Source organism: Bordetella petrii, from assembly GCF_000067205.1.
GTDB classification, from domain to species: Bacteria; Pseudomonadota; Gammaproteobacteria; order Burkholderiales; family Burkholderiaceae_B; genus Bordetella_A; species Bordetella_A petrii.
Genome location: NC_010170.1, coordinates 4,679,827 through 4,692,362 on the forward strand (window position 1 = coordinate 4,679,827; position 12,536 = coordinate 4,692,362).

The 12,536-nt window shown below is 64.0% G+C and carries 13 protein-coding genes; 10 read left to right on the top strand and 3 right to left on the bottom strand.

What is annotated here, in order from left to right; genetic code table 11:
• The first annotated feature begins 101 nt into the window (after positions 1 to 101).
• The 10 genes from BPET_RS22505 (at position 102) to BPET_RS22550 (ending at position 10,131) form a co-directional block, all read left to right on the top strand.
• A complete protein-coding gene (locus BPET_RS22505; protein WP_012251264.1) occupies positions 102 to 2,000 on the top strand; it encodes an MMPL family transporter in 1,899 nt (632 codons plus the stop codon).
• A gap of 5 nt (positions 2,001 to 2,005) precedes the next feature.
• Complete coding sequence (locus BPET_RS22510; protein ID WP_012251265.1) at positions 2,006 to 3,259, top strand: NAD(P)/FAD-dependent oxidoreductase; 1,254 nt, start codon at positions 2,006 to 2,008, stop codon at positions 3,257 to 3,259.
• 192 nt (positions 3,260 to 3,451) lie between these two features.
• On the top strand, positions 3,452 to 3,805 hold the full coding sequence (locus BPET_RS27220) for a hypothetical protein (RefSeq protein WP_197535834.1): 354 nt from the start codon (positions 3,452 to 3,454) through the stop codon (positions 3,803 to 3,805).
• The gene (locus BPET_RS22520) at positions 3,802 to 4,998 is read left to right on the top strand and encodes a beta-ketoacyl-[acyl-carrier-protein] synthase family protein (protein ID WP_012251267.1); all 1,197 of its coding nucleotides are present in this window, start codon (positions 3,802 to 3,804) and stop codon (positions 4,996 to 4,998) included. Before BPET_RS27220 ends, BPET_RS22520 begins: the two co-directional genes overlap by 4 nt.
• The gene (locus BPET_RS22525; RefSeq protein ID WP_012251268.1) at positions 4,995 to 5,459 is read left to right on the top strand and encodes an ApeP family dehydratase; all 465 of its coding nucleotides are present in this window, start codon (positions 4,995 to 4,997) and stop codon (positions 5,457 to 5,459) included. Before BPET_RS22520 ends, BPET_RS22525 begins: the two co-directional genes overlap by 4 nt.
• A gap of 4 nt (positions 5,460 to 5,463) precedes the next feature.
• Positions 5,464 to 6,195 (top strand): 3-oxoacyl-ACP reductase FabG, encoded by a 732-nt coding sequence (fabG, locus tag BPET_RS22530; protein ID WP_012251269.1) that lies wholly within the window; start codon positions 5,464 to 5,466, stop codon positions 6,193 to 6,195.
• Positions 6,195 to 7,421, top strand: coding sequence for a beta-ketoacyl-ACP synthase (locus BPET_RS22535; RefSeq protein WP_012251270.1), 1,227 nt, complete (start codon positions 6,195 to 6,197; stop codon positions 7,419 to 7,421). Before fabG ends, BPET_RS22535 begins: the two co-directional genes overlap by 1 nt.
• A gap of 48 nt (positions 7,422 to 7,469) precedes the next feature.
• On the top strand, positions 7,470 to 7,922 hold the full coding sequence (locus BPET_RS22540; RefSeq protein WP_012251271.1) for a hypothetical protein: 453 nt from the start codon (positions 7,470 to 7,472) through the stop codon (positions 7,920 to 7,922).
• Positions 7,923 to 8,194: 272 nt separating this feature from the next.
• On the top strand, positions 8,195 to 9,163 hold the full coding sequence (locus tag BPET_RS22545) for a Bug family tripartite tricarboxylate transporter substrate binding protein (protein WP_012251272.1): 969 nt from the start codon (positions 8,195 to 8,197) through the stop codon (positions 9,161 to 9,163).
• A 44-nt stretch (positions 9,164 to 9,207) separates the two neighbouring features.
• Positions 9,208 to 10,131, top strand: coding sequence for a LysR family transcriptional regulator (locus BPET_RS22550; RefSeq protein ID WP_012251273.1), 924 nt, complete (start codon positions 9,208 to 9,210; stop codon positions 10,129 to 10,131).
• A gap of 250 nt (positions 10,132 to 10,381) precedes the next feature.
• Here BPET_RS22550 and BPET_RS22555 read toward each other — a convergent pair whose 3' ends face one another.
• From BPET_RS22555 to BPET_RS22565, 3 genes are read right to left on the bottom strand one after another with little or no spacing between them, the layout of a single operon-like run.
• On the bottom strand, positions 10,382 to 11,104 hold the full coding sequence (locus BPET_RS22555; RefSeq protein ID WP_012251274.1) for an amino acid ABC transporter ATP-binding protein: 723 nt from the start codon (positions 11,102 to 11,104) through the stop codon (positions 10,382 to 10,384).
• Between the two features lie 15 nt (positions 11,105 to 11,119).
• Positions 11,120 to 11,812 (bottom strand): amino acid ABC transporter permease, encoded by a 693-nt coding sequence (locus tag BPET_RS22560; RefSeq protein WP_012251275.1) that lies wholly within the window; start codon positions 11,810 to 11,812, stop codon positions 11,120 to 11,122.
• Between the two features lie 6 nt (positions 11,813 to 11,818).
• A complete protein-coding gene (locus BPET_RS22565; protein WP_012251276.1) occupies positions 11,819 to 12,523 on the bottom strand; it encodes an amino acid ABC transporter permease in 705 nt (234 codons plus the stop codon).
• Positions 12,524 to 12,536: the final 13 nt, after the last annotated feature.

A 12,536-nucleotide genomic window follows, 5' to 3' on the forward strand; every position in this document is an offset into this window, starting at 1 on the left:
TTCATGCAAAAGCACGGATTATTGGCCGTTTACGCCCTCGTCTCAAACCTTGTGGCTAGGCGTCGCATACCATTTGGCGCGCTACAGCCGGCAGCGTGCCAATGGTTGATGACCTTCTGGGCCTGTCGACACGTATCGAGCGCGCACTTCGCCCTGCCGGCGCAGTCCGGCTCGACCCGGCCAGCGCCACGCTGCAGGCCGAGGCCGAAGGGCGGACTTGGGTGTTGATACTGGCCCATACCCGCCATGGCGCCTTCGATGGCGAAGCCAGCCGCGCAATCGCGGCAACGCTGCGCCAGGCAGACACAGATGTCGTCCAGCACGGCGGCCGCCTGCTGGCGGCCGGCGGCGCGCTGTACGCCGCCGCTGGCAGCCAGCAGGCGGCCGACGAAGGCAGCCATATCGGCGCCGTGTCGTTGATAGGCACCGTGTTCTTGTTGCTGGCAACCCTGGGCCGCTTCAGCGTGCTGCTGGCCATGTTGCCAGTAGCAGTTGGCCTTATGGCCGGCATGGCTGCCTGCGTCGCGCTGTTTGGCCAGATCCACGTCATCACGCTGGTGGTCGGCATGAGCCTGCTTGGCATCGTGATCGATTTCCCAATTCACTGGCTCGGCAAGAGCTACGGTATGCCTGACTGGCGGCCGGACGTAGCCATGCGCCGCGTGCGGCCCGGCCTGACCATCAGCCTGTGTGCCACGCTGGTGGGTTATGTAGCATTAGTTTTTACGCCCTTCCCCGCGCTCACCCAGACGGCGGTGTTCTCGGCCGCCGGCCTGGCTGCCTCATATGCCACCACGGTACTGCTGCTGCCAGCGCTACTACCCGGGTTGCGGCCGGCGCCGCGGCCCATTCTGACGCGCGCCGCTCAATACATGTTGAGCGCGCTGGAACGCGCTCGTCAAGCTCCGCGCGCTGTGCGCGCGTTGGCATTGTTGCTGGCCGTGGGCGTATGCGTGGCCGGCGTCTTGCGCCTGGACGTGCGAGACGACCTGCGCCAATGGCTGAACGTTCCGCCAGCCCTGGCGGATCAGGCACGCAAGATAGGCGCCATCACCGGCATCATGCCCACCAGCCAGTTCTTCCTGGTGCGCGCGCCCGATGCCGACTCGTTGCTAGAGCGCGAGGCCGCATTGACCGCCCGGCTCGACACCCTGGTGGCCACGGGCCGTCTGGCGGGCTACGCGGCACTAAATCAAGTGGCCGCGCCACTTGGCGCACAACGACGCATGCAAATGCACCTTCAGGCCCAGGCCGGTGACCCGGCTGCATGGCGTCCGCTAATGGCCCTGGGGCTGTCCGAAGACGCCATCCGGACAGAACTACGCAGGTTGGCCTCTTTGCCGCCGCTAGACCTGGACGCTGTGTTGGCCTCGCCGTTGGCGGAGCGCTGGCGCACGCTCTGGCTGGGCCAGATCGGCGCCGGCGAAGTAGCCGGGTTGATCGAGTTGCGCGGGCTGAATTCCGTCGACGTCCTGGCGCCCATGGCTTACGGCCTGCCTGGTGTTTCGCTGGTTGACCGCCCAGGCGAACTGAACGCCGTATTCACCGCAACCCGGTTGGAGGCCGCCGAACTCAAGGCAATCTCCTACGCGGTAGCCGCCCTGCTCATCTCGCTGGTACTGGGCCGAGCGGCAATGTGCCGAATCCTGGCCGTGCCAGTCGCCGCCACGCTGGCCACGCTGGCCGCGCTGGGGTTCGCCGGCCAGCCCCTCACCTTGTTTTCCCTGTTTGGCCTGCTGCTGATTTCCGCCATGGCGGTCGACTACGCGATTTTCATGTACGAGGGCGTCGGCGGGGCGCCCGCCTGCCTTATCGGCATCTGCCTGGCGGCGCTGACCACCCTGCTTTCGTTCGGCATGCTGGCAGCCAGCTCGACCCCTGCGATCGCCAGCTTCGGCCTGACCGTCGCACTGGGCGTGCTGCTGTCGGTTTTCTGCGCCGCATGGATTCGCGCGCCATTGACGTCATCCCTCCAACCTCATCCCAGGAATCTGCCGTGACTATTATGGAAAACCGTCAAGTCGTCGTGATCGGGGCCGGTCCGGCCGGCTCGATGGCCGCCACGCTGCTAAAACGCCGTGGCCACGATGTGTTGATACTCGAACGCCAACGTTTTCCGCGTTTTTCTATTGGCGAAAGCCTGCTGGCTCACTGCCTGGAATTCATCGAAGAAGCCGGGATGATGGACGCGGTACGCGCAGCCGGTTTCCAGATGAAAAACGGCGCCGCCTTTGCCTGCGGCGACGCCTACACCGATTTCGACTTTCGCGATAAGTTTTCACCCGGCCCCGGCACCACATTCCAGGTGCAACGCGCCCAATTCGATCAAGTGCTGGCCGATGAAGCAGCCCGACAGGGCGTAGAAATCCGCTACGAACAGGAAGTGACATGCGCTGACTTCGACGGCGACCATCCTGTGCTCGATGTGCGCAGGGCCGACGGCTCGGCATACCGTGTGAATTGCCGTTTTGTACTCGATGCCAGCGGCTACGGCCGCGTGCTGGCGCGCCTGTGCAACCTGGAGCAGCCCTCGGCCGCGCCGCCTCGCAAAGCCATCTTTACTCATATTGAAGATCACCTCGACAGCGGGCAGTTCGATCGCAACAAGATCCTGATCAGCGTGCATCCGCGAGCCCGCGGCATCTGGTACTGGCTGATTCCGTTCTCGAACGGCCGCAGTTCGATCGGCGTGGTGGGCGGCGAGGAGCTCGACAGCGCAGCGGGCGAGCCTTTGATCGACACATTACGCCGCATGTGCAATGATGCGCCCAACCTGCGCCGTGTGCTGCACCAGGCGCAATGGGATACGCCGGCCAGCATCATCAACGGCTACGCCGCCAGCGTGCGCTCGCTCTACGGCCCGGGCTTCGCGTTGCTTGGCAACGCGGCGGAATTCCTGGACCCGGTTTTCTCTTCCGGCGTCACTATCGCACTGCGTTCGGCAAAACTGGCCGCCGATACGCTGCACCGCCAGTTGAGCGGTGAAACCGTAGACTGGCAGCACGACTTCGCCGAGCCGCTGAAGGTGGGCATCGATACCTTCCGCACCTATGTAGAAGGTTGGTATGAAGGCGCCTTCCAGGATGTGGTGTTCTACGAACAGCCTCAGCCCGCCATACGCGCCATGATCAGCTCCATTTTGGCGGGCTATGCCTGGGACCGGGCCAACCCCTACGTCGCCGATTCCCGCCGCCGTCTCGATACGCTGGCCAAAGTGTGCCGGGGCGCCATGGAACGCGCCGCCGCTACCGCGGCCTGACGATCCACAATGATGCTCTACCTGGCCTGTATCTTTCGCCTTCCATGCCGCGCGGCGCTGCCCGCGCTGGTATGCCTGTTTCTGGCGGGGTGCGCCCCCAGCGTGCCGGTTCCTGCCACGCCTGTCTTGCTTCCCACGCCGCTCATGCGGCAGGTTACAGAATGGCGCCCTGGCGAGGCAGCGGACCATTGCGTGCTGGTTGTGCAGACTGAGAACCAGGGCACGCGCTGGTCTTTGTTCGACGCGTTGGGCGTCCCGCGGGCGCGCCAGATTCTGCAAGACGGTCAGTGGCGCAACGATGGATTCCTGCCGCCCGACAGAGCGGCCCGCATGCTGTTCGCGGCCCTGATCTTCGCCTGGACCCCGCCGGCAGAACTGGCGGTGCGCTATGGCGAACCGAATGTCCGAGTGCGCGACAGCGAACGCGTTCTTATCGCCGATGGCCTGCCAATCGTTACTGTGACGTTCGCGGCTCAAGGCAAGCTGCAGTTCGTGCTGGGCGATGGCACCCGCTGGCAGGTGGCGCCACTGGAGGACAACCCATGAAAGAAACTTTCTGGCTCGATGCGCCAGGCGTGATCTGCACACTCGGCGCTGACACTGCCACCGTGCGCGCCCGCCTGGCCGCTGGCGACATGACAGGTTTGCGCCGGCATGACGGCTGGCTGGCCGGCCGCGACGTTACGCTGGCCTCGGTAGAAAGCGCCCTGCCCGAGATCCCAGCCTCTCTGCCGGCACACCTGGACAGCCGCAATAATCGCTTGCTGCTGGCGGCGGCATTGCAGATAGAGGCGAACCTGCGGGCTACTGTTGCGCGCCATGGCGGCGCGCGCGTGGGAATTGTGTTGGGAACCAGCACCTCCGGGGTCAACGACAATGCGCCGGCATTCACTCATCTGGCCCATGCCGGCGGCTGGCCGAACGGCCACGACTACCGCCGCCAGGCGCTCAACGCGCCGGCTGAGTTTCTGGCGGCCTGGCTCGGCACGTCCGGGCCCGCCTACACCATATCGACGGCGTGCACCTCCAGCGCGCGAGCCCTGTTGTCCGCCCGCCGGCTTCTGCAAATGGACATTTGCGATGCCGTCATCTGTGGCGGCGCCGATTCCCTGTGCCGGCTCACCATCAACGGCTTTTCCGCCCTTGAAGCGATTTCAGATGCGCACTGCCTGCCGTTTTCGGCCAACCGCGCCGGCATCAATATCGGCGAAGCCGCCGTGCTGTTCGTGATGCATCGCGGCGGCTCGGGCGAGGTTGCCTTGCTGGGCGGAGCCGGCAGCTCCGACGCATGGCATATGTCGGCGCCAGAGCCTACCGGAGCCGGCGCTCGCCAGGCCATGCAGGCTGCCCTGGCCGACGCAAAGGTGCTCGCGAACGAAATCGGCTGGGTTAATCTGCACGGAACCGGCACAGCGCTCAACGACGCCATGGAAAGCCATGCCATGCACAGCGTCTTTCCGACCGGCGTTCCCTGCGCGTCGACCAAAGGCCTGACCGGCCACACGCTTGGCACGGCAGGCGCGCTTGAAGCTGCGTTGGCCTGGCTGACGCTCGATGGCACAAGCCTTGGAGCCCCCTTGCCCCGGCATGCCTGGGACGGCGTTCCGGACCCGGAGCTACCGCCGCTGGACTTCTGCGATGGCACGCAAGCGTACGCGGCGGGACGCAGGCGCATTGCCATGAGCAATTCGTTTGCCTTCGGCGGCAACAACACCAGCCTGATTCTGGCGGCATCATGACGATCTGGCCCGTACACGAGCTCATACCGCACGCCGGCGAGGCCATTTTGCTGGATGAAGTCCTGAACTTCGATGCCGATACGCTGCGGGCGCGCGCCACGGTGCGCACTGACGGGCCTTTCCACCAGGCAGACCAATCCCTGCCCAACTGGGTCGGGCTGGAATACATGGCGCAAGCCGTGGCCGCCTGGGCCGGATGCCATGCACGCGCCGCCGGCGAGCCGGTGGCGCTCGGGTTCCTGTTGGGCACGCGCCGCTACGAATGCCAGCTTCCAGCCTTTCCGGCAGGCATGGAACTGATCGTGGACGTCACACGCAGCCTGCATGACGCAACGGGAATGGGCATATTCGAATGCTCCCTGTCGTCTTCCGACCGCGTGCTGGCTGCAGCGCGGCTGAACGTTTACCGCCCGCCTGATGCCGGGGCATTTCTCTTAGAACCGTTCCTGGAATCACCATAAGCGCATGAGCTCTTCTACTATTCTCGTTACCGGATCGAGCCGAGGCATAGGGCGCTCCATTGCCGTCGCCCTGGCCGGCGCAGGCCACGATCTGGTTATCCACTGCCGCAGCCAGCGCGACCAGGCCGAAGAAACCGTCCAGAGCGTACGCGCCCTGGGCCGCGAGGCGCGCGTGCTGCAGTTCGACGTGAGCGACCGGGCGGCTTGCCGCGCAGCGCTCGAATCAGACATCGACGCGCACGGCGCTTACTACGGCGTCGTGCTTAACGCCGGCCTGACCCGCGACAATGCTTTTCCCGCCCTGAGCGATGGCGACTGGGACAGCGTACTGCGCACCAATCTGGACGGCTTCTTCAACGTCTTGCATCCAGTAGTAATGCCCATGATTCGCCGTCGCGCCAGCGGCCGCATCGTATGCATGGCGTCTGTGTCCGGCTTGATCGGCAACCGGGGCCAAGTCAACTACAGCGCATCCAAGGCCGGGCTGATCGGCGCCGCCAAGGCGCTCGCCGTGGAGCTGGCCAGCCGGAAGATCACCGTCAACTGCGTGGCGCCGGGTCTTATCGACACCGATATGCTCGACGAACATGTGCCAGTCGAAGAAATTCTCAAGGCCGTGCCGGCCCGCCGCATGGGCACGCCTGAAGAGGTTGCCGCCGCTGTTGCCTTTTTCATGGCGCCGCAGTCCGGCTACATCACGCGCCAGGTCCTGGCCGTCAATGGAGGGCTGTGCTGATGGAACGGGTTGTCGTTACTGGCATGGGCGGCCTTTGCGCCCTGGGCGACCAATGGGACCAGATCGAGGCCGCCATGAACGCCGGGCGCAATGCCGTGCGCGTCATGCCGGATTGGGATCGCTACACCGAATTGAACACCCGCTTGGCCGCGCCGTTGCCGGCGTTTTCCCCGCCTTCGCACTGGACGCGCAAGCAGCTACGCAGTATGGGCCGGGTATCGCAATTGGCGGTGTGCGCCGCCGAGCGCGCCCTGGCAGACGCTGGACTGCTGGGCGACGAGAGCATCAGCGATGGCCGCATGGGCGTAGCTTGCGGCTCTTCAACCGGCAGCACCGCAGAAGTGCGCGCCTTCGGCAACATGCTGCTCAATGGCGTGACTGACGATCTGAACGCCAATTCTTATGTGCGCATGATGCCGCACACCACGGCAGCCAATATCGGTATCTTCTTCAGCCTGAAGGGCCGCGTTATTCCAACTTCCAGCGCCTGCACCTCCGGCAGCCAGGGAATCGGCTATGCGTTCGAGGCAATCCGCTACGGCCGCCAGGCCCTGATGCTGGCTGGCGGCGCCGAAGAACTGTGCCCCAGCGAAGCCATCGTATTCGACGCGCTCTATGCCACCAGCCAGAAGAACCATGCGCCCGAGCTGACTCCGCGCCCCTACGATCGCTCGCGCGATGGCCTGGTGATCGGCGAAGGCGCCGGCATGCTGGTGCTGGAATCGCTTTCCCACGCGCAGGCGCGTGGCGCGCGCATTCACGCGGAACTGGTGGGATTCGGCTGCAACTCCGACGGCACGCACATCACCCGCCCCGAGGCCGTCACGATGCGCATTGCGATGGCCCAGGCTCTCGCCGACGCCGGCCTGCCGCCCGAGGCGATCGGCTATGTAAACGGACACGGCACCGCGACCGAGCACGGCGACATCGCGGAAACGCTTGCTACGCATGCGCTGTTCGGCCCGCGCGCAATGATCAGTTCGCAAAAGAGCTATCTGGGCCACACGCTGGGCGCCTGCGGCGCGCTCGAATCGTGGTTCAGCATCGAAATGCTGAAGGCGGGACGCTACGCACCCACCCTGAACCTGTGCGACGTCGATCCGCTGTGCGGAGACCTTGACTACATCATGGGCACGACTCGCCATGCCGAGGTCGAATATGTAATGAACAACAATTTCGCCTTCGGCGGCATCAATACTTCGCTGATTTTCCGGCGCTGGCCCTGACACGGCCTCACGCTTCAGGTTTTTCCACCACCCACGCAAAAGACTGCCATGCGTATAAACCGTAGCTGCTTTGCCCGATCGGGCGCCTTTATCATCCTGGCGCTGGCCGCTTCGAACGCCCAAGCCGCCGACAAGATCGTCCACCTTCCGCTTCAGAAGGCCATCGATGCCGCGACGGCGGCGGGCAAACTCGACGGCAGCGTCAAGTTTTATCTGGCCGGCACCGGGCCCAAGGGCAAAATACTGCGGGCAGGCGCGGTCACCAATAAGAAAGGCAATGCTTTTGCGAAGAAAAACGAAGAAGCCTGCATCTGGACAGCTCAATCGGCCCTGATCCAGCTCCAGGATGCTGCGCACGAGGCCGGCGCCAATGCCGTCACCGATATCGTCAGCTATTTCCGCAAGAAGGAATACACCAGCAAGACCGACTTCGAGTGCCACGCCGGCGCCATCATGGCTGGCGTCGCGCTCAAAGGGAACCTGGTTCGCGTCGGCAAATGACGACTCCAGGCGGCACGGCGCCCGACGCGTCGCGCCGCCTCGGCCGGGCCTCCACCCGCTACAATCCCGCCCATATGGGCGCGGCATACCCGCCCCACCCGCCTGTCGCAAATCCGGGCTCGCCTATATCCCAGGCGCGCCCGTCGGCACGCCGGCTTCGCCCAAGGGCGGATGGCCGGCCACGAACTGACCCGGCCCGCACCCGGCGCCGCGGCGATGTTCTGATGCGCATCCATCGCTTTACTCATGATTCCAAGATAGATAGGTGCCTAATGTCGCAGCGATCCAAAACCTTTGCCGGCCTGGCGGCCAGTATTCTCATCGGCGTGGCGGGCGCGGCCCATGCCGCGTACCCCGATCGGCCGGTCAACCTGGTGGTGCCCTTTCCGCCCGGGCAAGCCACCGACATCTTCGCTCGCATGGTGGCCGAGCAACTGGCCAAGGACATCGGGCAGCCCGTGGTGGTGGAAAACAAAGCTGGCGCGGGCAGCAATATCGGCATGCAGTACGTGGCGCGCGCCACGCCGGACGGCTATACGCTGGTGGTAGGCGGCAGCGCGGCGGCGGTGAACCAGACGCTGTACAGCAACCCCGGCTATTCGCTGCAGAAAGATTTCGTGCCCGTGGGCGGCATTTTCACCGTGCCGCTGATTTTCCTGTCCACGCCGCAAAGCGGCATCACCTCGCTGCCGCAGCTGATTCAACGGGCCAAGGCCAAGCCCGATGAACTGGCTTATGCCAGCGCGGGCATCGGCGGCACACAGCATTTGTCGGCCGAGATGTTCAAAGCGGACGCCAATGTCGAGCTGCGCCACATTCCTTACAAAGGCAGCGGCCCCGCCCAGGCGGATTTTCTGGGCAACCACGTGCCGCTGATGGTGGACTCGGTAACGGCCGCCCTGCCGCACATTGCCTCCAAGGCCGCCGTGCCGCTGGCGGTGACCACGCGCGAGCGCATCCCGCAGTTGCCCGACGTGCCAACGGTGGCCGAAACCCTGCCGGGCTTCGAGGCGGTAGGCTGGGCGATGATGTTCGCGCCCGCGCAAACTCCCGCCGACGTGGTGTCTTATCTGAACCAGAAGATCAACGCCATCCTGAAATCGCCTGGCATGGCCAAGGCGCTGGCTGATCGGGGCGCGCAGCCGCTGGTCTACGAGCCTGCCGCGGGCAAGCAGTTCGTGGACAACGAGATCGACAAGTGGGGCAAGGCCGTGAAGCGGTCGGGCGCCTCGGTCGACTGAAGCCGGCGCGGCATAGGCCGGGCAACGGGCAGCGGACGCGAGCCATGATGCTGACCTTCAAGCAGATCGAGGCGCTGTACTGGGTGGTGCAGCTGGGCGGCTTCGCCAATGCGGCGGAACGGCTCAACACCACTCAGTCGGCGATCACCAAGCGCATCCAGGAACTGGAAACCAGCTTCAATATCCAGATCTTCGACCGCAGCGGAAAAAAGGCCACGCTGACACGCACGGGCGAAGAACTGCTTGAAATGGCGGCCGACCTGCTCGGCCGGCGCGACCAGATGCTGCTGAAGATGAAGGGCTTCAAGCCCTTCTCGGGTTCGCTGCGGCTGGGCATTACCGAAATCACGGCAATGACCTGGCTGCCCCAGCTGATGCAGGCGCTGCGCACATCGTTTCCGGAACTGATCGTGCAGCCCAAGATAGGCATGGCCTGGCAACTGCAGCAAAGCCTGCTGAACGGCCAACTGGACATGGCGATTTTGCACTGGGAAATCCGCCACCCCTACCTGGAAATCGAGCCGATTGCGCAAGTGGATTTCGGCTGGGCGGGCAGCCCTTCGGTGATTTCGCCGGCCAAGGTGTACACGCCTGAAGATATTTCACGCATGAACATCATCCGGCAAGACCCGGACTCGGCCCTGAACGCCATCTACGATGAATGGCTGGCGCCGTACACGTCGCAATCGAACCTGTTCACCATCAACAGCCTGCAGGCTATGGTGGGGTTGGCGGTGGCGGGGTTCGGCGTGGCCTGCATTGCCACCGGCTATTTCGCCGAGCTGTTCAAGAGCCGCAAACTGGTGCTGGCGCGCACCACCAAACCTATGCCCACGTCAATGTACTGCGCCATGTACGCCAAGCAGTCGAACCCCATGTTCTACCAGGAAATCGCCCGCATCGCGCGCGACGTATGCGATTTTTCCCGTCCATATGGCGGCGGCCTGGGCGGCGGGCTCGGCACCTGATGTAAACACGGTCTTCATCAGACGACAACCCCTGGAAGGTGTCTGACTCCCGCAGGTTTCTAGCTCTGCCCGGTGTCTGACTCCCGCAGGTTTCTGGCTCTGCCCGGTGTCTGACTCCTGCAGGTTTCTGGCTCCGCCAGGTGTCTGACTCCCGCAGGGTGTCAGACACCGCGACTGGCTGCCCCCGCCTATGCCACAGCATAGCGGCTGGCGCATCTGCAAGTGACGGGCGTGGTCTCTTCAGGCCGTTTCAGTGCCGGATGTCGGCCAGGAACTTACGGGCCCGTTCGGTCTGCGCCTGCGCGAAGAACTGTTCGGGCGGCGCCTGCTCGACAATACGCCCGGCGTCCATAAACCATACCGTATCAGCCACATCGCGCGCGAAGTTCATCTCGTGCGTGACGCACACCATGGTCATGCCTTCGGCCGCCAGCGACTTCATCACCAGCAACACTTCGTTGACCATTTCCGGGTCCAGCGCGCTGGTGGGCTCATCGAACAGCATGATGCGCGGCTTCATGGCCAGGGCGCGAGCGATGGCCACCCGTTGCTGCTGTCCGCCCGACAACTCGCCCGGATAAGCCGTGGCCTTGTGGCCCAGGCCGACACGCTCCAGCAGCGCCTGCGCATGCTCGCGCGCCTGCGCCTTGCTCATACGTTTGAGCAGCACGGGCGCCATCATCAGGTTTTCGTGCACGTTCATGTGTGGAAACAGGTTGAACTGCTGGAATACGAAGCCGATATGGCTGCGCATGTCGTCCAGCGAGCCGCAGCGATATACATCGACCCCATCAACCAGGATGTTGCCCTTCTGGATGGGCTCCAGCCGGTTGATGGTGCGGATCAGGGTAGATTTGCCCGAGCCTGACGGCCCGCACACCACCAGCACTTCGCCCTGCCGCACCGAGGCATTGATATTGTCCAGGGCGAGATAGTCGCCGTACCACTTACTGACGTTCTTGAATTCGATCATGGAAATGCCCAGGGCCTATGCCGCCACCGTGCGCGTGCCGCCCATGCGGGCCTCGACGAGCTTGACGATGCCGGTAAGAATAAGGTTCAGCACGAAGTAGGTCAGCGCCAGCAGCGAAAACACTTCGAACGGCTTGGTCAGCAGCATGTTGTTGACCTGCGCCGCGGCAAAAGTCAGTTCATGCACGCTGATGACGAAACCCAGCGAGGTTTCTTTTACCGTCGAGATGAACTGGCTGAGCATGCTGGGAATGGTGTTGTACAACGCCTGCGGCAGCACGATCTTGCGCATGGCCTGCATGTGGCTCAGGCCCAGCGAGCGGCCCGCTTCCATTTGCCCCGCGGGCAACGCCTGGATGCCGCTGCGGATGATCTCTGACAGGTAAGCGCCCTCGTAGATGATCAGCGCCGCCGCCATGGTGACCACGCCGCTGACGGTATTGCCGATCAGCAGCGGCAGAAAGAAATACGCCCAGAAGATGAACATGATGAGCGGCAAACCGCGCACCACGTAAACCACGGCCGTTGCCGGCCAATAGAAGATCTTGTGCGAACTGATGCGCCCCAGCGCCAGCAGCACGCCAATGGGAAAAGCCAGGGCCAGGCTGACCAGCGCCAGCCCGACGGTGGCCACCAGCCCGCCCATGGGGCCGTTGGGCCATTGCCCCACCAGCAATAGCAGCCAGTTGTCGGAAAGTATGTCCAGCATGGCGGATTACCGGGTCTTGGTCACGTACGCGACCCGTTTGGATAACAGCGCGCCGGCCAGCATCAGCAGCAGCGAAATCGCCAGGTACAGCACCGTCACCACCAGGTAGGCCTCGAAGGTCTTGAAAGTGGCGGACTCGATGGTGCGGCCCGCCCCGGTGAGCTCGATCAGGCCGATGGCCATGGCCAGGCTGGTGTTCTTGAACAGCAGCAGCGTCTGGTTGGTGAGAGGCGGAATCGATATCTTGAACGCCTGGGGCAATATCACCTTGCGCATGGCCTGCAGGTAGCTGAGACCCAGGCTGCGCGCGGCCTCCATCTGGCCGCGCGGAATGGCCCGGATGGCGCTGCGCAGGTCTTCGCTGACATACGCGGCGGTGACCAGGCCGATGGCAATGGTGGCGTAGAAGAACTCGCCGCCGATGATGTTGATGGCGTCGTTGAGCGCGGGCGGCACGATGGCCGCCACGCCGAAGTACCACAGCAGTATGTGCACCAGCATGGGCACGTTGCGGTGAAACGCCACATACAGCGCGATAAGCCAGTTCAGCGCGCGCAGGTTCAGCATGCGCAGCACGGCCAGCAGGCTGCCCAGCGCGAAGGCCAGCAGCCAGGCCAGCAGGGTCATTTCGAGGGTCGTCGCCAACCCTCCCAGAATCAGCGTCGGGTAGCCGTTACTGAGTAACGCACCGAAATCCAATGTGTAGTTCATAAGCAGCTACCCG

Excerpts from the sequence above, each read along its gene's own strand:
- BPET_RS22505 (WP_012251264.1), top strand. The coding sequence starts at position 102 with ATGGTTGATGACCTTCTGGGCCTGTCGACACGTATCGAGCGCGCACTT.
- BPET_RS22510 (WP_012251265.1), top strand. The coding sequence starts at position 2,006 with ATGGAAAACCGTCAAGTCGTCGTGATCGGGGCCGGTCCGGCCGGCTCG.
- BPET_RS22520 (WP_012251267.1), top strand. The coding sequence starts at position 3,802 with ATGAAAGAAACTTTCTGGCTCGATGCGCCAGGCGTGATCTGCACACTC.
- BPET_RS22525 (WP_012251268.1), top strand. The coding sequence starts at position 4,995 with ATGACGATCTGGCCCGTACACGAGCTCATACCGCACGCCGGCGAGGCC.
- fabG (WP_012251269.1), top strand. The coding sequence starts at position 5,464 with ATGAGCTCTTCTACTATTCTCGTTACCGGATCGAGCCGAGGCATAGGG.
- BPET_RS22535 (WP_012251270.1), top strand. The coding sequence starts at position 6,195 with ATGGAACGGGTTGTCGTTACTGGCATGGGCGGCCTTTGCGCCCTGGGC.
- BPET_RS22540 (WP_012251271.1), top strand. The coding sequence starts at position 7,470 with ATGCGTATAAACCGTAGCTGCTTTGCCCGATCGGGCGCCTTTATCATC.
- BPET_RS22545 (WP_012251272.1), top strand. The coding sequence starts at position 8,195 with ATGTCGCAGCGATCCAAAACCTTTGCCGGCCTGGCGGCCAGTATTCTC.
- BPET_RS22550 (WP_012251273.1), top strand. The coding sequence starts at position 9,208 with ATGATGCTGACCTTCAAGCAGATCGAGGCGCTGTACTGGGTGGTGCAG.
- BPET_RS22555 (WP_012251274.1), bottom strand. The coding sequence starts at position 11,104 with ATGATCGAATTCAAGAACGTCAGTAAGTGGTACGGCGACTATCTCGCC.
- BPET_RS22560 (WP_012251275.1), bottom strand. The coding sequence starts at position 11,812 with ATGCTGGACATACTTTCCGACAACTGGCTGCTATTGCTGGTGGGGCAA.
- BPET_RS22565 (WP_012251276.1), bottom strand. The coding sequence starts at position 12,523 with ATGAACTACACATTGGATTTCGGTGCGTTACTCAGTAACGGCTACCCG.